The organism is Caballeronia sp. NCF2 (assembly GCF_023631205.1).
In the GTDB taxonomy this organism is placed as follows: Bacteria; Pseudomonadota; Gammaproteobacteria; order Burkholderiales; family Burkholderiaceae; genus Caballeronia; species Caballeronia zhejiangensis.
Map to the genome: position 1 here is coordinate 150,874 of NZ_JALQDN010000006.1, position 21,121 is coordinate 171,994.

Consider the following 21,121-nt stretch of genomic DNA (forward strand, 5'->3'; position numbering starts at 1 on the left):
ACAAGCATGCGCGCAATTATTCTTGCGGCCGGGATGGGCTTGCGCCTCGTTCAGCCCGAAGGCCAGCAAAAGCCGAAGTGTCTGCTGCGCTTTGGTGATGCATCGTTGCTCGAACGTCATCTGCACTTTTTGAAAGCCGCGAACGTCGATGAAGTCGTCTTCGTGACCGGCTTCAAGAGCGAGCAGATCGAGGCGGAGCTTGCGGCGATCGACTGGAAGCCGAAGACGGAAATCGTCGTCAACGACGAATTCACGCTCGGCAGCGTGCTGTCCGTGCACACCGCGCGCGACGCGATGACGCGCGGCGGCGACGTCCTCCTGATGGACGCCGACGTGCTCTACGACGAACGCATCTTCGAGCCGCTCGTCGCGGGCGGCTCGTTGAATCGTCTGCTGATCGATCGCGATTTCGAAGCCGGCGACGAGCCGGTGAAGCTGTGCGTCGAGAACGGCGTGCCGGTCGAACTGCGCAAGCAGGTCGCGGCGGGGCTGAAGTACGACACGATCGGCGAATCTGTCGGCTTCTTCCGCTTCGATCACGCGACGGCCACGCGCCTCGCCGAAATCTGCGCCGATTATGTCGCGACGGGCCGCGCGAAGATGCCGCACGAAGAAGCGGTGCGCGACCTGTTGCTGGAAAAGTCCCACGCGTTCGATATCGCCGATGTGACCGGCGCGCCGTGGATCGAAATCGATTTTCAGAACGACGTGAAGCGCGCCGCGGACGAAGTATTGCCGTCGCTCAACGCGCTGCGTCAGTTTGCAGGAGCCTCGCAACAATGAACGCACCCACGCAAATCCCGGTTGGCTACTCGCGCACGCTGCGCCTGCGCGAAATGCTGCAAAGCAACCGCCTCGAATTCCTGATGGAAGCGCACAACGGCATTTCGGCGCGCATCGCGAAGGAAGCCGGCTTCAAGGCGATCTGGGGCTCGGGCCTGTCGATCTCCGCGCAATTCGGCGTGCGCGACAACAACGAAGCGAGCTGGACGCAGGTCGTCGACAACCTCGAATTCATGGCCGACGCAAGCGATCTGCCGATCCTGCTCGACGGCGATACCGGCTACGGCAACTTCAACAACGTGCGGCGTCTCGTGCGCAAGCTCGAGCAACGCGGCATCGCGGGCGTGTGCATCGAGGACAAGCAGTTTCCGAAGACCAACAGCTTCATCAACGGCGAAGCGCAGCCGCTCGCGGATATCGACGAGTTCTGCGGCAAGATCAAGGCGGGCAAGGATTCGCAAAGCGATCCGAATTTTTCGATCGTCGCGCGCGTGGAAGCGCTGATCGCCGGCTGGGGCATGGAAGAGGCGTTGAAGCGCGCCGAAGCGTATCGCCAGGCGGGCGCGGATGCGATTCTCATCCACAGCAAGCTCTCCAAGCCCGACGAAATCCTCACGTTCGCGCGCGAATGGGCGGGGCGCGGTCCGCTCGTCATCGTGCCGACGAAGTACTACAGCACGCCCACCGATGCGTTCCGTCAGGCGGGCATCAGCTGCGTGATCTGGGCGAATCATCTGATTCGCGGCGCGGTTTCGGCGATGCAGGCGATCGCGAAGGAAATCCACGACAGCGAGACGCTCGTCAACGTCGAGGACCGCATCGCGTCGGTGAACGAGATTTTCCGTCTGCAGGACGCGGACGAATATTCCGCCGCCGAGAACATCTACCTGAGCGCGGCCAACGAGAAGCGCAGCGCGATCGTGCTCGCCGCGAGCCGCGGCGCGGGCCTCGAAGCGCTGACCGAAGCGCGTCCGAAGGTGATGCTGCCGGTCGCCGGCAAGCCGCTGCTGCGCCATCTCGTCGAGGCGTTCAAGAAGGAAAGCATCAACGACATCACCGTGGTCGGCGGATATCGCGCCGATGCGATCGAGAAGGGCGGCATCCGCCTCGTCGTCAACGAGAAGCACGAAAGCACGGGCGAACTTGCGTCGCTCGCGTGCGCCGTCCAGCACATGAACGGCGACACTGTGATTTCCTACGGCGACCTGCTGTTCCGCAGCTACATCCTGCGCGATCTGGTCGAGTCGGACAGCGACTTCTGCGTGGTCGTCGATTCGTCGCAGACGCTACAGGCGGGCGCGGCGGCAACCGATTTCGCGTACTGCTCGACCGCTGACGACCGCGCGCTCTTCGGCCAGAAAGTGTGGCTCGAAAGCGTGGTCGGCGCGGGCCAGACGATCGCCGATGGACGCGCGCCGCAAGGCCGCTGGATGGGCCTCGTCAAGGTGCGCGCCGCTGCGCGCGAACGCCTGCTCGCAACGCTCGGCACGCTGCAGCAACGCGCCGATTTCGACACGCTCGACACGGCCGCGCTTCTCAACGCGCTGATCGCCGATGGCCAGAAAATCGAAGTGCAATACGTGCACGGCCACTGGCGCGGCGTGAACGATCTCGACGATTTCCGTCGCGCGGGCGATTTCGCGCACGGTCAGACGCCGATCGGCTCGGAAAGCACGGAGAACGCGCGTGATTGAGGCCGCCCAGTTTGTCGAGGCGGCGCGCGAGCGAGGCTTCGACTGGTATGCAGGCGTGCCGTGCTCGTTTCTGACTCCGTTCATCAACTACGTGTTGCAGGACGAATCGCTGCATTACGTGTCGGCGGCGAACGAAGGCGACGCGGTCGCGCTGATCGCCGGCGTCGCGTTGGGCGGCGGGAAGAAGCGTCGCGGCATCGCGATGATGCAGAACTCCGGTCTCGGCAATGCCGTAAGCCCGCTGACGTCGCTCACGTGGACCTTCCGTCTGCCGCAATTGCTGATCGTCACGTGGCGCGGCCAGCCGGGCGTCCACGACGAGCCGCAGCACGCGCTGATGGGCCCCATCACGCCGCAGATGCTCGAGACGATGGAAATCCCGTGGGAGCTGTTCCCCACGGAAGCCGGCGAGATCGGCCCGGCGCTCGATCGCGCGACCGACTACATGGACCGCACGGGCCGTCCGTACGCGCTCGTGATGCAAAAGGGCAGCGTCGCGCCTTACGAGCTGAAGAAAACCGGCTTGTCCGGCGTGCGCGTCAATGCGAATCCGGCGAGCGTGCAGCGCTTCGAAGGCGAGCGCGTGACGCGCCACGACGCGCTGCAAAAGGTCATCGCGAAGACGCCGAAGGATGCGACGGTCGTGCTCGCATCGACCGGCTTTTGCGGACGTGAGCTGTACGCGATCGACGACCGCGAGAATCAGCTCTATCTCGTCGGCTCGATGGGTTGTGTCACGCCGATGGCGCTCGGCCTCGCGCTTTCGCGTCCGGATCTGACCGTCGTCGCCCTCGATGGCGACGGCGCCGCGCTCATGCGGATGGGCGCGTTCGCGACGCTCGGCGCATACGGCCCGTCGAATCTCGTTCACCTGCTGCTCGACAACGGCGCGCACGAATCGACCGGCGGCCAGGCGACGGTGTCGCGCGAAGTCGATTTCGCGTCGATCGCATCGGCGTGCGGCTATGCGCTCGCGCTCGACGGCGACGACATCGGCGTGATCGATCGTCTCTTCGAAGCGAAGGATGTCGGCGGCGTGCGTTTCGCGCGGCTGTCGATCAGAACCGGCACGCCCGCCGACTTGCCTCGTCCGAAAATCACGCCCGAGGATGTACGCGCGCGCCTGCAACAACACATAGGAGGCCGTTGATGCTGCTGCTCAATCCGGGCCCTGTCACGCTGAGCGAACGCGTGCGCAAGAGCCTGCTGCAAACCGACTTGTGCCATCGCGAGCCGGAGTTCTTCGATCTGCAGGACGAAGCGCGCGAGCGTCTCGTCGCCGCTTACGCGCTCGATCCGGCCGTGTGGAGCGCCGTGCTGATGACCGGTTCGGGCACGGCAGCGGTCGAAAGCATGATCGCCGGGCTCGTGCCGGAAGGCGGGCGGCTGCTCGTCGTGGAAAACGGCGTGTATGGCGATCGCATCGCGCAGATCGCGAAGCAGTACGGGATCGATCACGAGGTCGTCAAATACGAGTGGATGCAGGCGCCGGACATCGACGCGATCGTCGGCCTGCTCGACACGAAGAAGTTCAGCAATGTCGCGATCATTCATCACGAAACGACGACCGGCCGCCTGAACGCGATCGATCAGCTTTCGCGCGCGTGCAAGGAACGCGGCGTCGGTCTGTTGCTCGACGCGGTGAGCAGCTTCGGCGCCGAAGCGATCGATTTCGCGGGCGGCGGCATCGCCGCGATTGCCGCGACCGCGAACAAGTGCCTGCACGGCGTGCCGGGCGCGGCGTTCGTCATCGCGCGTCGCGATGCGCTGGCGCAGGCCGCGAGCCGCAACTATTACCTCGGCATCGCGCGCCTCGCGAAGCTGCAGGACGAGCGCAACACGCCGTTCACGCCGTCGGTGCATGCGTATTACGCGCTCGTCGAGGCGCTGCGCGAGTTCGAGGAAGAAGGCGGCTGGCGCGCGCGGCATCAGCGTTACGCGAAGCTCGCCGAACAGGTGCGCGCGGGGCTGGCTGCGCTCGGCATCGAGAGCGCGTTGCCGCCGGAAGAGTCGTCGGTGGTGTTGCGTGCGTATCGGCTGCCGAAGGGCGTCACGTATGAAACGCTGCACGACGCGCTCAAGGCGAAGGGCTTCGTGATTTATGCGGGGCAGGGCGGCCTGTCGAAGGAACTGTTCCGCATCTCGACGATGGGCGCGCTCGACGCGAACGACATGGATCGCCTGATTTCGTCGTTCGTGACGCTGCTGCGCTGATTAGAGCTTGCAGAAAATCGCCGTGATGAAGGGCGCGACGTGGCGCACGACCGCGTCGCTGCCCGCCGCGCGCACTTTCTGCTCGACTTCGGCGTCGCCGCCCCAGACGACCGCGCCGTATGCCGCATCCCCGATCGGCTCGCCCTTGCCCTGCCTGAAGAGCGGATCGTCCTTCTGATACGCCACCAGCGCGTAGACCTTGAATCCATATGCCGTCAGCGTCGCGCCTTTCGCCGCGCGGAACGCGTTGATCGAGTTCGGCTCGACGCGCATCGGCTTCTTTTCCAGCAAATTGTTTTCTTGCAGCGGCGCGATGAAAGCGTGCGGCGTCGACTTGCAATCGAGTTGCGCATCGAGCGCTTCCGCGTGGGCGAGCGCGGCCAGCGACGCGAGCGTCATCGGCAGAACAAAGCGAACGAGTCGGGCAGCGATCATGGCGAAGCAGCGAACCTAACAGCCAGCACTTTAACGAGATTGCAACAAAAGTGCTCATTCCGTCGAGTGGATCGTCGCGGTTTGCGTGACGCTACATACAAAAACGCCCTTCGAAGGAAGGGCGTCGGTTGCGCGGATTCCTGAACGCGTCAGGCCGCCAGTTCCGGCTTCGCCGTGTTGCGCGTGTCGCGCGCGTGCACGCGCTTGCCGGCCGCGTAGGTCTCGAAGACCGCGCGATCGTCGCCGAGCAGCGCGAACGCGAACAGCAGTTCTTCCAGTGATTCGGTGCGCGACGTCCGGCGCGCGAGCAGCGGCGTCGAGTTCGGATCGAGCACGACGAAATCCGCCTCGCTGCCGGGCGCGAGCGTGCCGATCCTGTCGTCGAGTTCGAGCACTTGCGCGGCGCCTGTCGTCGCGAGCCAGAACATGCGCGTCGCGGTCAGATGATGGCCGGTGAGACGCGCGATCTTGTGCGCGGCGCCCATCGTCTGAAGCATGGAGAAGGACGTGCCGCCGCCGACATCCGTCGCGAGCGCGACCGGCATGTTTGACTCGCCAGCTTTCTCGAAATCGAACAAGCCGCTGCCGAGGAAGAGGTTCGAAGTCGGGCAGTGCGATGCAACCGAGCCCGTTTCCGCCATGCGCGCGCGGTCCTTGTCGTCGAGATGGATGCAGTGGCCGTACACCGCGCGGCGACGCAGCAAGCCGTAGTGATCGTAAATGTCGAGATAGCTGCGATGTCCCGGAAACAGGCTCTCGACCCATTTGATCTCGTCGGCGTTTTCCGCGACGTGCGTCTGGATGAACACGTCGTTGTGCTTCTGCGCGAGCACGCCGCATGCTTCGAGCTGCGCTTCTGTCGATGTCGGCGCGAAACGCGGCGTCAGCGCGTACTGCTGACGGCCGCGCCCGTGCCAGCGCGCGATGAGTTCGGCGCTGTCGTCGTAGCCGGATTGCGCCGTGTCGCGCAGAAACTCGGGGCAGTTGCGGTCCATCAGCACCTTGCCCGCGATCATGCGCGTGCCGCGCGCTTCGCTTTCAGTGAAGAACGCATCGGCGGATTGCTTGTGAACCGTGCAGTAGACGAGCGCGGTCGTCGTGCCGCACGCGAGCAGCTCGTCGATGAAAAAGCTCGCCGTCTCGCGCGCCACGGCGGGATTCTCGAAGCCGCGCTCGGTCGGAAACGTGTACGTGTTGAGCCACGGCAAAAGGCCCGGCGCGGGCGACGCGATCATGTCCGTCTGCGGATAGTGGATGTGCGAGTCGATGAAACCCGGCACGATCAGCTTGTCGCGCATCGTGTGGACGGTCGCGTCGGCGGCGAGCGTGTCGCGCAGCGACGCATACGCGCCTGCCGTGACCACATTGCCGTCATCGACGACGAGGAGGCCATCGGCCTCGTACACCGCGCCGTCGGCGGCATGCGCGGGGTCCTCGCGAAAGGTCAGCAATTGGGCGCGGTAGGCGGTCTGAGTCATGGTGCAACGTCTCCGTATCTGATGTTCAAAGCTGCGAAAGCAGGACTAACGAGAAAGCCGCGATGATCCACATCGCCGGCTTGATCTCACGCGCGCGCCCGGTCGCCGACTTCAGCACGACGAACGCGAGAAAGCCGTACGCGACGCCATCGGTGATCGAGTACGTCAGCGGGATCAGGATCATCGCGAGGAACGCGGGAATGGCTTCGTCGAAGCGATGCCATTCGATCTTCGTGATCGCTTCCATCATGAACACGCCGACGAGCACGAGCGCGGGCGCGGTCGCGATCGCCGGCACGAGCGACAGGAGCGGCGAAAGGAACAGGAACGGCAGGAAGCACAATCCGGCGACGACCGCGACGAGACCCGTGCGTCCGCCCGCCGAAATGCCCGCCGCCGATTCGATGTACGCGTTCGCCGGGCTCGTGCCGAGCGGCGCGGAAATGAGCGCGGAGAAGGAGTCGACCATCATCGACTGGCGGATGTTGCGGGGATTGCCGTCCTTGTCGTAGAGCTTGCCGGCTTCCGAAATCGCCATGAACGTGGACAGCGCGTCGAAGAACGACGTGAACAGCATCACGAAGATGAACGGCCAGTAGATGACCTTCAGCGAGCCCATCAGATCGAGCTGCCCGAGCGCCGAAAAGTCCGGCGCGGCGAAGAGGCCGTTCCAGTTGACGAGCGTTTTCGTGGCGATGGCGGCGGGCCAGTACGCGGTGCCGTCGCCGTAGAAGCGGCCGATCGGAATCGCGATGATCGTCGTGAACACGATGCCGAGCATCAGCGCGCCCGTGACCTTGCGCGCGACGAGAATCGTCGTGACGGCGAGGCCTATCAGAAACGTGACGACCACCGGATTGAGCGACGCCGAATGCACGATCGTCACCGGATCGCCGACGACGAACTTCGCGTTCACGAGCCCGATCAGGCTGATGAAGAGTCCGATGCCGCACGAGACCGCGTGCCGCAGATTCGCGGGAATCGCATCGACGACGAGCTTGCGCGCGTTGAACGCCGCGAGAATCGCGAAGATCACGCCGGACCAGAACACGCAGCCGAGCGCGGTCTGCCACGGCATCTTGCCGCCGTGAACCATGACGAATGCAAAAAGCGCGTTCATGCCCATGCCGGGCGCGACGAGCACCGGATTGCGCGCATACAGGCCCATCGCGCAGCTGCCGAGAAAGCTGACGATGACCGTGGCGGTGAGCGCCGCCGGAAACGGCACGCCCGCCGCCGACAAAATGCCCGGATTGACGACGATGATGTACATCGCCGTGAGGAACGTCGTGATGCCCGCGACGATTTCCGTCTTCGTGCGCGAGCCGGCCGCGCGAATGCCGAAGAATCGTTCGAGCGCGGTGCTGTCTTGTTGTGTTGTTGCGGTTGTTTCCATCGTGCTTGCTTACTGCTTCCAGTGCTGATCCAGGCGCGCGACCATCGCGTCGCGTTCTTCTTCGGTGACGAACGAGGCTTCGAGGCTGTTTTTCAGCAGCGTGTAGACCTCGTGATCGGTGAGCTTCAACGCATCGACGATCGCGAAGTAATTCGCGTTGACGTAGCCGCCGAAGTACGCCGGATCGTCGGAATTGATCATCACCGCGACGCCCTGATCGAGCAGATCCTTCAGCGTGTGCTTCGTCATGTCGTCGAACACGCAGAGCTTGATGTTCGAGAGCGGGCACACCGTCAATGCGATGCGCGCATCGGCGAGACGCGCGACGAGCGCCGCGTCCTCGATGCTGCGCACGCCGTGATCGACGCGATCCACTTTCAGCAGATCGAGCGCTTCGTAGACATACGACGGCGGTCCTTCTTCGCCCGCATGCGCGACGAGCTTCAGACCGCGTTCGCGCGCTTTCGCGAACACACGCTCGAATTTCGACGGCGGATGGCCGCGTTCCGACGAATCCAGCCCGACGCCGATCAGCCGATGCGCGTACTTGTCGAACAGCGGCAACGCGCTGTCGAAGGTGGCGAGCGCGTCGTCTTCGGACAGATGGCGCAGGAAGCAGAGAATCAGCTTGCTCGACAAGCCGCGCTTTTCGCCTTCCGCGAGCGCGGCGTCGATGCCCGCGACGACCGTTTCGATCGGCACGCCGCGTTCCGTGTGCGTTTGCGGATCGAAGAAGATTTCCGCATGCACGACGTGATCGGCGAGTGCGCGTTCGACGTAGGCCATCGTCATGTCGTAGAAATCCTGCTCCGTGAGCAGCACGCTCGCGCCCGCATAGTAGATGTCGAGAAACGACTGTAAGTCGGTGAACGCGTAAGCCGCGCGAAGCGCATCGATCGAGTCGTACGCGAGCTTCACGTTATTGCGCTTCGCGAGCGCGAAGATCAGTTCCGGCTCTAGCGACCCTTCGATATGGATATGCAACTCGGCTTTCGGCGCGTGCGCAATCTTGTCGGCGAGTGTGGGATTCATTTGGGCTTTTGAGTTTTGGGGCTACAAGTTCGCCTGTGGGTCAGGCGGTCTGTTGCGACGACGCATGGCTCGAAGCGTTGGCTTCGACCGCCTGCAGCAGTTGGGCTGCCGCTGCAACGGCGATCACTTCGGGCGCTTTGTCGACGATGCCGTCGATGCCGATCGGACACACCATCCGCGCGATGCGCGCCGGGTCGATGCCGCGCGCCGCAAGCCGATGCTCGAACTGCTTCTTCTTCGTGAACGAGCCGATCATGCCGAAGAACGCAAAGTCGCCGCGCCGCAGGATGCATTCGGCCAGCGCGAGATCCACCGTGTGGTTGTGCGTCATCACGATGAAGTACGCGTTGGGCGGCGCATTATCGACAGCTTCGTCGGGCGCGTCGGTCGGCTCGATCGTCACGTTATCGGGCACGAACTGCGGTGCGGGAAATGCCGCATCGCGCTCGTCCACCCAGGTCACGTGACACGGCAGCGTCGCGAGCACGCGCATGAGCGCTGCGCCGACATGGCCCGCGCCGAACAGCACGACCTGAAAGTCGTTCGGCGCGATGGTCTCGGTCAAAAGCGCGCCGCGCTCGTCGAAACCGGCGCCGTCCCACAGCAGGCAGTCGGCGTCGGTCGCGCCCGGTTCGGGATCGGAGAGCATCACCGCATCGCGAAGCTCGGGATCCGGCGCGAAGGAAACGCTGCGCACGGTCGATAAACCTTGCGCGGTGCGCTTGCCGAGCGTCGTCACCCAGTTCAGATCCGCGACGTCGAGCCGCTCGAATGCGAGCACGACGGCGCCGCCGCAGCACTGGCCGAGGCTCGGGCCGAGCGCGAAACGCTCGAGTCTGCGCATGCGCGGGCTGCGCATGCCGTCCTTCAGCACTTGCCGTGCGGTTTCGATGGCCTTCCATTCCAGATGGCCGCCGCCGATCGTGTAGCGCGCGTCCTCGCGGGTGACGATCATCTTCGTGCCCGGCTCGCGCGGCGCGGAGCCTTCGACACGCGCGACCGTCACGAGCACGACGGCGTCGCCGTGCGCGAGCAGGTGTTGCAGGTCGTTCAGCCAAACTTGCATCGAGTGAGCTCCGGAAGTGATCGGTTTTGTGCGGGGTTTGCGCGGATTTGCGTCGTCGCAGACGCTAGTTTACCGGGCGATGGACATCCCATCGGCCAGCGAGAGAAAAGCGGGAAAAGCGCGCACACGCAAACGCGTGCGAGCGCATAGGAATAGGGCGCAGAGCCGAAGGGAAGCGGATGGTTTGCGTTGTCATGATTCAGGAAGACATTGCGGACCGGGCGCGCGTTACGCGGTTTCCGTTCGTTTCATGCGTTACCGTGAAAAAAACCGGTTGCCTTTGAGCGAAGCGGACTGCGCGCACGTAGATCGCCATCCAGACACGACCTTAACACCGCAATATCTCAAAAACATTGCGGCAGACGTATCAAGATTATGCGGATGCGCTGATGCGGGAAAGAGAAAGCGCGCAAAGCGCGATGAAGCGGGGAAGGACGGGCGGCGCGGACGGCCGCCCGGAACACATTACCGGACGGTCGAGCGCAGTTTGCGCTTGAATCGCAGGCTGGCCGCGACGAGCACGAAGATCAGCGCGAACGCGATCAGCGACCACTGCGGCAGCGAGAGTCCGAGGATCGGCGGATACGGCGTTTCGCACAGACCGGCGACCTTGAACACTTGCGGCAGCCAGCTTGCGGGCGGCAGGCCGTCGACGATCGGTTGCAGCGCGTCGAAGCCGCAACTGAAGCCGGGATGCGACTGCACATAGACGTGGCGAATCGCGGTGATGAGACCGCCGAGCGCCGAAATCGCGACCAGCGTCTCTAAAAGCGCAATGCCGCGCCAGTTGCGGAATGCCGCGCCGAGAAACGCGAAGATCGCGATCAGCACGAAGAAATAGCGCTGGATGATGCAAAGCGGGCAGGGATCTTCGTTATGGAAGAACTGCAGATACAGCGCACCGCCGACGAGACCGAGACTGACCAAACCGAGCAGCACGAGCAGGCGGCGCTCGCGGCGCATCACCCGGTCGTCCTGATGCATCGTGAAGTGATGTAAAGAGTTGTTCATTATTTCGCAACGATTCGAGAAGGAAGCACCTGAGTTGCGCGGGGATCGCGGGGAATTCTAGCGCGAACGCCCGGTGCGCAAAATCAGCCGCGACGATTGGCCGAGTTTCCCGGCCCGTTCAGCGCGTCGTTTCCAGCACCGCTTCGACCGCCCGTCCGATCGACAGCAACGTGTCGTCGGAGTTCGGCGCGCCCGCGAGCATCAGGCCGACGGGCGCCTCGCCGCGCGGATGGCAGGGGAGCGAGAGCGCGCAGGCATCGAGAAAATTGAACGCGGTCGGATTGCGCAGGATCAGCGCGTTGGTGCGCGTGAAGGCGTCGTCATCCGATTCGAGATCGGCGATGCGCGGCGGCAGCACCGGCACCGTCGGGCAGAGAATCGCGTCGAAACGTTGCCAGAGCGTCGTGCGCGCGGCTTCGATCATCGCGGCGCGCGCCTCGCACAAGTCGATGTAATCCGCCGCGCTCGCCGCTTCGGCGCGTTGCAGGCGCGCCAGCACGCGCGGATCGTAATCGGCGCCGCGCTCGGCCATCAGCTTGCGATGCCACGCATACGCTTCGATCGCGACGAGCGGATAGCGATTGATCTCCGGCAGACGATCGAGCGGCGCAAAGCGCACGTCTTCCACGAGCGCGCCGGCCGCCGCGAGATGATTGACGGCCGCGGCGACGGCGCTGGCGACGCTCGCCTCGACGCCATCGGTGACGTAGTTCGTCAGCACGCCGAGGCGCACGCCTTCGAGCGGGCGCGTCGCGGGCACGCCGGGATCGCGCCCCGCGAGAATCCGGTCGACGAGCGCGCAGCATGCGACCGACACGCCGATCGGACCGAACGAATCGAGCGTTTTCGACAGCGGCACGCCGCCTTGCTTCGGGATGCGGCTCGCGGTCGGCTTGAAGCCGGTGAGGCCGCACAGCGCGGCCGGAATGCGGATCGAGCCGCCGGTGTCGGTGCCGAGCGCGACGGCTGCCATGCCATCGGCGACCGATGCCGCCGCGCCCGACGACGAGCCGCCCGCGATGCGCGCGTCGTCCGGCACGTTCGCGCGCCACGGCGAGCGCGGCGTGCCGTAATGCGGATTGAGCCCGAGGCCCGAGAACGCGAACTCGCTCATGTTGGTGCGCCCGACGATCACCGCGCCCGCACGGCGCAGGCGCGCGACGGTCACGGCGTCGGCGCTGGCGGGCGCGTTGTCGGCGAGCGCCTTCGAGCCGGCGCGCGTCACCTGGCCTTCGACATCGAAGAGATCTTTGATCGACACAGGAATGCCCGCGAGCGGCGAGAGCACGGTCCCGGCGCGGCGCAGCGCGTCGTGCGCATCGGCGGCGGCGCGTGCGTGATCGGCATCGACATGCAGGAAAACGGTCGAGCCCTGGCCCGCCGGGTCGGCGATCCGTTCGAGCGCCGTCTCGACGAGCGCGCGGCTCGTCGTGCGGCCCCTTTTCAGATCGGCGGCGAGTTGGGCGAGAGGGGCGAACTGCGGCGAAGTGGTCGGCATGGCGTCGGGCAGTGGCGTCGCCGTCTGCGAGAAGCCGGCAATGCCCGGCGCTTCGCATCGGCAGTGAGTGGATGGACGCCGCAGCCGAAAGCCGGGGCGTCCAAGGTGGCTGTCATTCTAAGCCACCGACGCCGATCGAACACCGCTCAGATCGTGCGCGAGAAGCGCCGCAGACTCGATTGACCCAGATAGCGGTCGAATACCGATGCGACGTTGCGCACCAGCATGCGGCCAGCGGGCAGCACGCGGATCGCGTCGCGCGAGAGATCGATGAGGCCATCGCCGGCCATCGGCGCGAGGCGCGCGAGTTCGTCGGCGAAAACGGCGGGGAATTCGATGCCGTGCGCGCTCGCGACATCGTCGAAGCGCAGCTCGCCGCCGCACATGAGACGCATGATGACGTCGCGGCGCAGTGCATCGTCGGCGGACAGGCGCACGCCGCGCGCGATGGCGAGCCGCCCCGCGTCGATTGCCGCGGCATAGTCGGCGAGTTCGCGGGCGTTCTGCGCATAGACATCGCCGATCTTGCCGATCGACGACGCGCCGATGCCGATCAGATCGCAATCCGCATGCGTGCTGTAGCCCTGGAAGTTGCGCTGGAGCGTGCCGGCTTCGAAGGCGCGCGCGAGCTCGTCGCCGGGCAGTGCGAAATGATCCATGCCGATGTAAACGTAGCCCGCGTCGCTCATGCGCCCGATCACGCGCTCGAGAATCGCGAGACGCACGGCCGGTGAAGGCAGCGCGCTTTCGTCGATCTGCCGCTGCATCTTGAAGAGTGCCGGCATGTGCGCGTAGCCGAACACGGAGACGCGATCCGGTTTCAGATCGACGATCGCGTCGAGCGTGCGCGAAAAGCTTTCGACGCTCTGATGCGGCAGGCCATAGATCAGATCGACGCTCACCGACTTGAAACCGTTCGCGCGCGCGGCGTCGAGCACGGTTTCGGTCATTTCGCGCGGCTGAATGCGATTGACGGCGCGCTGCACGCGTTCGTCGAAGTCCTGCACGCCGAGGCTCAGGCGGTTGAAGCCGAGTTCGCGCAGCAACGCGACGGTTTGCGCCGACGCCTCGCGCGGATCGACTTCGATCGAATATTCCGCGCGCTCGTCGGAAACGAGATTGAAGTGCTCTCGCGTCGCGGACATCAGCTCGGCCATCTCGTCGTGCGAGAGGAAAGTCGGCGTGCCGCCGCCCCAGTGAAGCTGCGTCACCGGGCGCGACGTATCGAAAAGCGCTGCTTGCAGCGCCAGCTCGCGCTTCATGCGATCGAGGTACGGGCGAGCGTGCGCGCGATTCTTCGTCGCGACCTTGTTGCAGCCGCAGTAGAAGCAGACGGTGTCGCAGAACGGAATGTGGAAGTAGAGCGAGAGATCGGCGTTCGCGTTGGACTGGCTCGCGGCTTCGCGATAGTGCGCGGCGTCGAAGGAATCGGTGAACTGGACGGCGGTCGGATAGGACGTGTAGCGCGGACCGTGCGCGTCGTAGCGCGCGAGCAGGTCGGGGCGAAAGAGCGGGGCGGCGGGAGTCATGGCGGACCTCGGGGGGAACGTCCGAGTGTAGTCGGACGATGCGCGCGAACATTGCGTGATAAGGTCGCAGCCCAACGGCAGCATTTGACGAACCGCAAAGAAGAGGCATGAGAAAATGCCGGTTCTCTTTGCGCTGTTCAGTCACGCCATGTCGATCGATTCTTCGCCCCATGCCTGCCGCGAGGGCTGCGGCGCCTGTTGCATCGCGCCGTCCATCTCGAGTCCGATTCCGGGGATGCCGGATGGCAAGCGCGCGGGCGAACGCTGCGTTCAATTGGGCGACGATCTGCGCTGCAGGATTTTCGGCGATCCGCGCAGGCCGGCGTGCTGCGGCGGATTGCAGCCTTCGCACGAGATGTGCGGCGAGACGCGCGAATATGCGCTGACGTGGATCGAGCGGCTCGAAACAGCGACGCAGCCGACGCAACTGTCGTGACGATCGACAGTCCAATTCGCGGACCGCGCCGAAGACGGCGCAGATTCGAAGAAGAACACTGGAGGATCAAGCATGACGGAACCCGTCGCGCCGCTGCGGCGCCGGTTCGTGCGGGCAGGGCTGATGGCGCTGCCCGCGCTCGCACTCGCATCGAAGGCCCACGCGGCCTCGAACTCGGTATTCCCCTTCATTCCGGATCACTACACATTCTCGACGCAGCAGGTGCAAGCCGCCGTCGCGCGCAAGTTCCCGCTGCAACGCACGGCTTCGCAGATATTCGACGTCGTCCTGAGCAATCCCGTCGTCGGGATGGCGCCGGATCGCAATCGCGTGACCGTGCGCGTCGATGCGCGACTTTCGACGCCGTTCATGCCGAATCCCGTGATCGGCGCGTTCACGCTCTCGACGCAGCTTGGCTACGATGCGCCGAGCCGCTCGGTCATTCTCGTGTCGCCGTCCGTCGACGATGCGCAGTTCACGGGCGATGCCGCGCAATATAACCAGCAGATCGCGTCGGTCGGCGCGCAACTCGCGGCGCAATTGCTCGACCGCTATCCGATCCACACCTTCAAGCCCGAGGAGCTCCAGTTCGCCGGGGTGTCTTACGAACCCGGTACAATCACAGTCCTTACAAACGGCATACGTGTGCAGATTGTCGAGAAGTGAATCGAAATCGCTGCGCAATGTGCATCAAAACCTACGGCTACACCGCGAACAAGGGCTGACGGATGGACTGGATATTGATGGTGAAGGCGCTCATCCTGGGCGTCGTGGAGGGCTTGACCGAATTTCTGCCGGTCTCGAGCACGGGGCATCTGATCGTGGCGGGCAGCTTGCTGAATTTCACCGACGCGCAATCGAAAACCTTCGACGTCGTCATTCAGTTCGGCGCGATTCTCGCGATTTGCTGGGAATACCGCGCGAAGATCGGCTCCGTCGTCGCCGGCCTGCCCGCACGCTCCGACGCGCGGCGCTTCACGCTCAACGTCATCATCGCGACGATTCCGGCCATCGCGCTCGGTCTCCTGCTCGAGAAGCAAATCAAGGCGGTGCTGTTCTCGCCGGTGCCGGTGTCGGTCGCGCTGATCGTCGGCGGCATCGTCATTCTCTGGGCGGAGTCGCGCCAGCGCGAGCGGGGCGTCATCACGCGCGTGCATTCCGTCGACGATCTTTCCTATGGGGATGCCTTCAAGGTCGGCCTCGCGCAATGTTTCGCGCTGATTCCGGGCACCTCGCGTTCGGGTGCGACGATCATCGGCGGCATGTTGTTCGGGCTCGAACGGCGCGTGGCGACGGAGTTCTCGTTCTTCCTCGCCATTCCGATCATCTTCGGCGCGACGCTCTACGAAATGGCCAAGTACTGGCGCACGCTGACCGTGAACGATATCGGGCTGTTCGTCATCGGGCTCGTCGCGGCTTTCGTCAGCGCGTTCGTCTGCGTGCGCTGGCTGCTGCGCTACGTCGCGTCGCACGATTTCACGGCGTTCGCGTGGTATCGCATCGGCTTCGGCTTGCTGATCCTGATCGTCGGATACAGCGGCGGATTGAGCTGGGCCGACTGATCCCGCTCTCGCCACGCAAAGGAAAACGCCACGGCTTGCCGTGGCGTTTTCCTTTCTGGGCGATGCCGTTCAGCGGCGGCGGAACATCAGATCCCAGACGCCGTGGCCGAGCCGCAGGCCGCGCCGCTCGAACTTCGTGACCGGGCGGAAATCGGGGCGCGGCGCGTAGCCGTCGGCGGTGTTTTCGAGCGCCGGTTCCGCCGACAGCACTTCGAGCATCTGCTCGGCATAGTTCTGCCAGTCGGTCGCCAGATGGATATAGCCGCCCGGCTTCATGCGCGACACGAGCAGCGCGACGAACTTCGGCTGAATCAGGCGGCGCTTGTGATGGCGCGCCTTGTGCCACGGATCCGGAAAGTAGATGTGTACGCCGTCGAGACTGTCCGGCGCGATCATGTGTTCGAGCACTTCCACGGCGTCGTGCTGGAGGATGCGGATATTGCCGAGCCCTTGCTCGCCGATCAGCTTCAGCAGCGCGCCGACGCCCGGCTCGTGCACTTCGACGCCGATGAAGTCATCGCCCGGACGCGCGGCCGCGATTTCCGCCGTCGTCGCGCCCATGCCGAAACCGATCTCGAGCACGCGCGGCGCGTGGCGGCCGAAGTGCGCGTCCCAGTCGGCGAGCTGCGGCGTGTAGGGCACGACGTAGCGCGGGCCGAGATCGTCGATCGCGCGCTGCTGGCCCGGCGATACGCGCCCCGCGCGCGTGACGAAGCTGCGGATGCGCCGATGCCGCAGCGTGGCGTTTTCGTTGACGTCGGACGGGTGCGTGCCGTTGTCGTCGGCTTCGTCTTGGGGATCGTGGCTCATGAGGCGATGCTGGAACGGATGCGCGAAACTAAAAAGCCGCCCAAACGTGACTTGGGGCGGCTTTCGCTGGGATTCTGGAGCGGGCGATGGGAATCGAACCCACGTCTGTAGCTTGGGAAGCTACGGTAATAGCCATTATACGACGCCCGCATGAGCCGGCTATTGTAAGCGCAACGCGTCCCGAGGCGCAATTGCGCGCGGGTTTCAGATGCCGAAGAGCGTCATCGAGACGGCGACGCGCGTCACGACCATCAGCAGCACCTGCACGATCACGAAGAGCAGAATCGGCGAAAGATCGATGCCACCGAGTCGCGGCAGGATGCGCCGCAGCGGATCGAGAAACGGCGCGGTGATCTGATACAGCAGCGGCATCGCCGGCGACTGCGGATTGAGCCACGACAGGAGCGCCATCAGGATCGTCACCCAGATAATCAGGTTCAGCGCCCATTTGACGACGGTCAGCAACGCGACGAGCAGAAGGGTCGGCGCCATGAGCGTCGGATCGACGCCCGCGAGCACGACCATCAGCGTCACGTAGACAGCCGAGGCGATGAACGCCGCGACGATGCTCGCCCAGTCGATCTTCCCGCCGGGAAGAATCTTGCGCAGCGGCAGCACGAGCCAGTTGGTCGCCTGCATCACGGCGTTCGACACGGGGTTGTAGGGCGGCATCCGCACGACCTGGATCCATGCGCGCAGCAGGAGCGCCGCGCCGAACAGGGTGAAAAGGGTGTTGAGCAGAAAACGGGCGATATCGCCGAACATCTCGGGTCCTCTAGGATGCGTGCGCAGTGTTGCGACGTGCGCCGGGTCGGGTTAAGCGAAAGGTGAAGGGAGACGAAAGGCGCTAGCGGGCGCAGAGCCGCCCGCGAGTGATGTCTGGATGGCGGCCGTCCGCGCGGCGCGAATCTTGAATGCTGACCTTGATCATTGTTCGTTCTCTGGACTGAGTATCTCGTCGAAGTCATCGCGGCGCGCGGCGCATCATGCGCGTTTGCGCGCCCGTCGCACGCACGCCGTTAGACGAAGCTTCGCGTTTTTCTGTTCTCGGCGATTCGAACTCCCCGCCCAACAGGCTTGCCTGATGGGGCGCCGGACGTCACCTTAACATGGCTTTGCAGCCGCTTGGGGACGTTGTCGCACGCGCCGCGCGCGATTGGTCGGGCGATTGCGTGAAAGGTACGCGAAAGTTAATCGCAGGAGACTCATCCGCATGAAACGCCAGTGTCGGAAAACCCTAGTGTTGCCATTTTGAGACGATCGCGAAAAGCGTATTTCACGCAAAACTGGCAGGATATAAAGACGGAAAGCGAAAGGGCCGAGCGCTTCATTGGGCGGGATTGTTTCCCTTCGAATGAGTGGGCGAGAAATCGGACAGGACGAATTTTCCGGCCAAAAAGCATGCTTTTCGCTGAATGTGGTTTAACACACATCAATCGCATATCGACGTGAAGGCTTGGTTTCTTTGCGTACATTGAGGAACGAACAGGGCGCTCGATACTAAAGAGAAGACGATTTCAGCGGGAGCGCAGGCGCGGCGGGATGCGGCCGGCTCTCCCATCAAGGTTTCATTCGCTACGTTCGGAGGTTGCCGTGAGCATTTTCTCTTATAGAAAGCATCTGCGATTTTTGAGCCAAGCCCAACGGCGCCGCTGGTGGGATCAGAAAAAGCGCCTGACGCCCCGCGTCGTTATCGGCGCGGCTTATGTGCCGCCGAACGTCACGCGTGAATTCGCTTACGTCAAAGTGGGTTGAACGACGCTTCGAGCTTTTAAGAATCTCGCGCATTACATGAGAAGCCCCGGCGGACGCATTGTCCGTCGGGGCTTTTCCGTTCTTTTGTAAATAGACGTTACGCCGTTTTTTAACTTATGGCGTATATCGAGTCGAGCCACCGCGCGCAGGTCCGCCGAACGGTCGATCGGAGCCTGTTTGCGGCCATCGCCCGGCTTTCGGTCTCCTGGCAGCGTTAAGCATCTTGCAATTTGCAACAAATGACTCCGCCGACCGATCTGCTTTTTCGATAAATTCGACTCATACCGTCGCTCGTGAGCCGCCTGGACCGGCCATCATGCGTAGCGGCGAGGAGAACGAAAGTGAAAAAGCTCGGTGGTTTGTTGGTCGCTGGTGCGCTCGGCGTGGGATTCGTCGGTGCAGCGCAGGCGCATGTGTCGGTGGGCGTGGGTATCGGGGTGCCGGCTTACCCGGTGTACGCCGCGCCGCCGGCTCCTGTCTATGTCGCGCCGCCGCAGCCCGTTTATGTGGCGCCGCCGCCTGTCATGTATGCGCCGCCGCCCGCGGTGGTTTATGGCGGCTACGGCGGCTATGGCTACTACGGCCGTCCGTATTACCGGCATCACGGTTACTACCGTCACGGACCGGGCTACTGGCGCCGCTGATCGGCCCGAACGGCTTATTCCGAAGGCGATGCATGCATGCATCGCCTTCTGCGTTTACGGGCCGATTTCTGGATTTTTGCGACGGAACTGGGACAATGATGATCCTCCTCACCTCACGCTCTCACGCCGATGTCCACTCTTCCCGCCCCGACTTTCGATGACGTCGCCGACGCCGCCCGGCGCATCGAAGGATTCGCCCATCGCACGCCCGTCCTGACTTCCCGCACCGCCGACGCCATCGCGGGCGCGTCGCTCTTCTTCAAGTGCGAGAACTTCCAGCGCATGGGCGCGTTCAAGTTCCGCGGCGCCTACAACGCGCTCTCTCATTTCGACGACCGCCAGCGCGCAGCGGGCGTCATCACGTACTCGTCGGGGAATCATGCGCAGGCGATCGCGCTGTCCGCGAAGCTCGCCGGCATCCGCGCGACGATCGTCATGCCGGAAGACGCGCCCGCCGCGAAGATGGAGGCGACGCGCGGCTACGGCGGCGAAGTGATCACCTACGACCGCTACACGCAAAATCGCGAGGAAATCGGCCGCAAGCTCGCCGAGGAACGCGGCATGACGCTGATTCCGCCCTACGACCATCCGCATGTGATCGCGGGGCAGGGCACGGCGGCGAAGGAACTGATCGAGGAAACCGGTCCGCTCGATTATCTGTTCGTGTGTCTGGGCGGCGGCGGGCTCATCGGCGGATGCGCGCTCGCGGCGGCGGCGTTGTCGCCGGACTGCAAGGTGATCGGCGTCGAGCCGGAGGCGGGCAACGACGCGCAGCAATCGCTCGCTCGCGGCGAAATCGTGCATATCGACGTGCCGCGCACGATCGCCGATGGCGCCGCTTCGACGCACGTCGGCGAATACAACTTTCCGATCATCCAGCGTCACGTGGACCGGATCGTCACCGTGAGCGATGCGCAATTGATCGACACGCTGCGCTTCTTCGCGCAGCGCATGAAGATGGTCGTCGAGCCGACCGGCTGCCTCGCGGCGGCCGCCGTGCTGCAGAAGGTCGTGCCGGTCGAAGGCAAGCGCGTCGGCGTGATCGTGTCGGGCGGCAACGTCGATTTGCCGAAGCTGTCGCAGTATCTCGCGTGATGGCGGATCGTCACGACGCTGCGTTGACGATCAGATCGCGGTAGCCGTTCACGATCACGCTGTACGCGAAGTACGCGAACAGCACGGCGGACATCACGTGGCACGCGCGCAGGAGCTGCGTGCCGGCGCGCTTTCGGCCGTGGCTCGCGAGCGTGCAGATGAAGATCGTCCAGCCGAGCCCGCCGCAGAAGAAGCCGATCAGAAACACCGACGCGCTGACGGGACTCGTCGCGCCGGCCTTGGCGATGAGCGCGCCGCCGACCGCCGCAAACCACAATATCGCGCTCGGCGACGACACCGCGAGCAGGCATCCGCGCACGAAGCTTTGCCAATGCTTCGGGCGCGGCACGGTGAGATCCGCTTCGCCTTCGACGGGCGGCGCCGACGCCGGATTGAGCGCTTCACGCGCCATCTTCCAGGTGAGAAAGAGCAGCACGACGGCGCCGCCGATCCACACGACCCAGCGCACGGCGGAGAACTGCAAGAGCGCGGACATGCCCGCGAGCGCGAGCGCCGCGTAGAACAGATCGCCGAAGCACGTGCCGAGGCCGAGCACCATCCCCGGCTTGAATCCGTGCGACAGCGCGAGCGAAATGATCGCGACGTTGGCGATCCCGATATCCAGACACAGCGACAGCGACAGAAAGAACCCGTCCGACAGCAACGACCACGAATGCATGTTG

General features: G+C 64.3%; 20 protein-coding genes and 1 tRNA gene. 9 read left to right on the forward strand and 12 right to left on the reverse strand.

Features of this window, described 5'->3' with window-relative positions; genetic code table 11:
* The first annotated feature begins 6 nt into the window (after window positions 1–6).
* The 4 genes from NCS02_RS04155 to NCS02_RS04170 are packed head-to-tail and all read left to right on the forward strand — an operon-like array spanning window position 7 to window position 4,691.
* A complete protein-coding gene (locus NCS02_RS04155; protein ID WP_008350902.1) occupies window positions 7–783 on the forward strand; it encodes a phosphocholine cytidylyltransferase family protein in 777 nt (258 codons plus the stop codon).
* Window positions 780–2,477 carry a phosphoenolpyruvate mutase gene (aepX, locus tag NCS02_RS04160; RefSeq protein WP_008350901.1) on the forward strand — a complete coding sequence of 566 codons (1,698 nt, stop codon included), beginning with the start codon at window positions 780–782 and terminating at the stop codon, window positions 2,475–2,477. Before NCS02_RS04155 ends, aepX begins: the two co-directional genes overlap by 4 nt.
* Window positions 2,470–3,627, forward strand: a complete 1,158-nt coding sequence (gene aepY, locus NCS02_RS04165; protein WP_008350898.1) for a phosphonopyruvate decarboxylase — start codon at window positions 2,470–2,472, stop codon at window positions 3,625–3,627. Before aepX ends, aepY begins: the two co-directional genes overlap by 8 nt.
* A complete protein-coding gene (locus tag NCS02_RS04170; RefSeq protein ID WP_244807804.1) occupies window positions 3,627–4,691 on the forward strand; it encodes a 2-aminoethylphosphonate aminotransferase in 1,065 nt (354 codons plus the stop codon). The genes aepY and NCS02_RS04170 overlap by 1 nt, the downstream gene beginning before the upstream one ends.
* On the opposite strand, the gene NCS02_RS04175 is transcribed toward NCS02_RS04170, so the two are convergent.
* The 8 genes from NCS02_RS04175 to hemN all read right to left on the reverse strand — a co-directional run bounded on the left by NCS02_RS04175 (window position 4,692) and on the right by hemN (window position 14,136).
* Entirely contained in the window at window positions 4,692–5,126 is a 435-nt protein-coding gene (locus tag NCS02_RS04175; protein WP_008350894.1) for a hypothetical protein, read from the reverse strand.
* 149 nt (window positions 5,127–5,275) lie between these two features.
* A complete protein-coding gene (guaD, locus tag NCS02_RS04180; protein WP_250519335.1) occupies window positions 5,276–6,604 on the reverse strand; it encodes a guanine deaminase in 1,329 nt (442 codons plus the stop codon).
* A gap of 25 nt (window positions 6,605–6,629) precedes the next feature.
* Complete coding sequence (locus NCS02_RS04185) at window positions 6,630–8,000, reverse strand: NCS2 family permease (RefSeq protein ID WP_008350890.1); 1,371 nt, start codon at window positions 7,998–8,000, stop codon at window positions 6,630–6,632.
* 9 nt (window positions 8,001–8,009) lie between these two features.
* Complete coding sequence (locus tag NCS02_RS04190; protein WP_008350888.1) at window positions 8,010–9,032, reverse strand: adenosine deaminase; 1,023 nt, start codon at window positions 9,030–9,032, stop codon at window positions 8,010–8,012.
* 40 nt (window positions 9,033–9,072) lie between these two features.
* Complete coding sequence (gene xdhC, locus NCS02_RS04195; protein WP_250522896.1) at window positions 9,073–10,098, reverse strand: xanthine dehydrogenase accessory protein XdhC; 1,026 nt, start codon at window positions 10,096–10,098, stop codon at window positions 9,073–9,075.
* A 465-nt stretch (window positions 10,099–10,563) separates the two neighbouring features.
* Window positions 10,564–11,082 carry a disulfide bond formation protein B gene (locus NCS02_RS04200; protein WP_033536679.1) on the reverse strand — a complete coding sequence of 173 codons (519 nt, stop codon included), beginning with the start codon at window positions 11,080–11,082 and terminating at the stop codon, window positions 10,564–10,566.
* 145 nt (window positions 11,083–11,227) lie between these two features.
* A complete protein-coding gene (locus NCS02_RS04205) occupies window positions 11,228–12,607 on the reverse strand; it encodes an amidase (RefSeq protein WP_244807806.1) in 1,380 nt (459 codons plus the stop codon).
* 146 nt (window positions 12,608–12,753) lie between these two features.
* On the reverse strand, window positions 12,754–14,136 hold the full coding sequence (hemN, locus tag NCS02_RS04210; RefSeq protein WP_008350884.1) for an oxygen-independent coproporphyrinogen III oxidase: 1,383 nt from the start codon (window positions 14,134–14,136) through the stop codon (window positions 12,754–12,756).
* A gap of 148 nt (window positions 14,137–14,284) precedes the next feature.
* Between hemN and NCS02_RS04215 the strand changes: the two genes are divergently transcribed.
* From NCS02_RS04215 to NCS02_RS04225, 3 genes are all read left to right on the forward strand, one after another.
* Complete coding sequence (locus NCS02_RS04215) at window positions 14,285–14,572, forward strand: YkgJ family cysteine cluster protein (RefSeq protein WP_033536695.1); 288 nt, start codon at window positions 14,285–14,287, stop codon at window positions 14,570–14,572.
* A gap of 72 nt (window positions 14,573–14,644) precedes the next feature.
* Window positions 14,645–15,238 carry a DUF1439 domain-containing protein gene (locus NCS02_RS04220; RefSeq protein ID WP_244807807.1) on the forward strand — a complete coding sequence of 198 codons (594 nt, stop codon included), beginning with the start codon at window positions 14,645–14,647 and terminating at the stop codon, window positions 15,236–15,238.
* A 62-nt stretch (window positions 15,239–15,300) separates the two neighbouring features.
* On the forward strand, window positions 15,301–16,134 hold the full coding sequence (locus NCS02_RS04225; protein WP_244807808.1) for an undecaprenyl-diphosphate phosphatase: 834 nt from the start codon (window positions 15,301–15,303) through the stop codon (window positions 16,132–16,134).
* 69 nt (window positions 16,135–16,203) lie between these two features.
* On the opposite strand, the gene trmB is transcribed toward NCS02_RS04225, so the two are convergent.
* The 3 genes from trmB to NCS02_RS04240 all read right to left on the reverse strand — a co-directional run bounded on the left by trmB (window position 16,204) and on the right by NCS02_RS04240 (window position 17,709).
* Window positions 16,204–16,944, reverse strand: coding sequence for a tRNA (guanosine(46)-N7)-methyltransferase TrmB (gene trmB / locus NCS02_RS04230; RefSeq protein WP_008350880.1), 741 nt, complete (start codon window positions 16,942–16,944; stop codon window positions 16,204–16,206).
* Between the two features lie 75 nt (window positions 16,945–17,019).
* A tRNA-Gly gene (locus NCS02_RS04235) sits at window positions 17,020–17,094 on the reverse strand.
* A gap of 54 nt (window positions 17,095–17,148) precedes the next feature.
* The gene (locus NCS02_RS04240; protein ID WP_008350879.1) at window positions 17,149–17,709 is read right to left on the reverse strand and encodes a YggT family protein; all 561 of its coding nucleotides are present in this window, start codon (window positions 17,707–17,709) and stop codon (window positions 17,149–17,151) included.
* A gap of 1,331 nt (window positions 17,710–19,040) precedes the next feature.
* Between NCS02_RS04240 and NCS02_RS04245 the strand changes: the two genes are divergently transcribed.
* The gene (locus tag NCS02_RS04245; RefSeq protein ID WP_034471336.1) at window positions 19,041–19,343 is read left to right on the forward strand and encodes a hypothetical protein; all 303 of its coding nucleotides are present in this window, start codon (window positions 19,041–19,043) and stop codon (window positions 19,341–19,343) included.
* 129 nt (window positions 19,344–19,472) lie between these two features.
* Entirely contained in the window at window positions 19,473–20,438 is a 966-nt protein-coding gene (locus tag NCS02_RS04250; protein ID WP_175981788.1) for a threo-3-hydroxy-L-aspartate ammonia-lyase, read from the forward strand.
* A gap of 10 nt (window positions 20,439–20,448) precedes the next feature.
* On the opposite strand, the gene NCS02_RS04255 is transcribed toward NCS02_RS04250, so the two are convergent.
* Window positions 20,449–21,117 carry a LysE family translocator gene (locus NCS02_RS04255; protein WP_008350875.1) on the reverse strand — a complete coding sequence of 223 codons (669 nt, stop codon included), beginning with the start codon at window positions 21,115–21,117 and terminating at the stop codon, window positions 20,449–20,451.
* Between the last annotated feature and the right edge of the window lie 4 nt (window positions 21,118–21,121).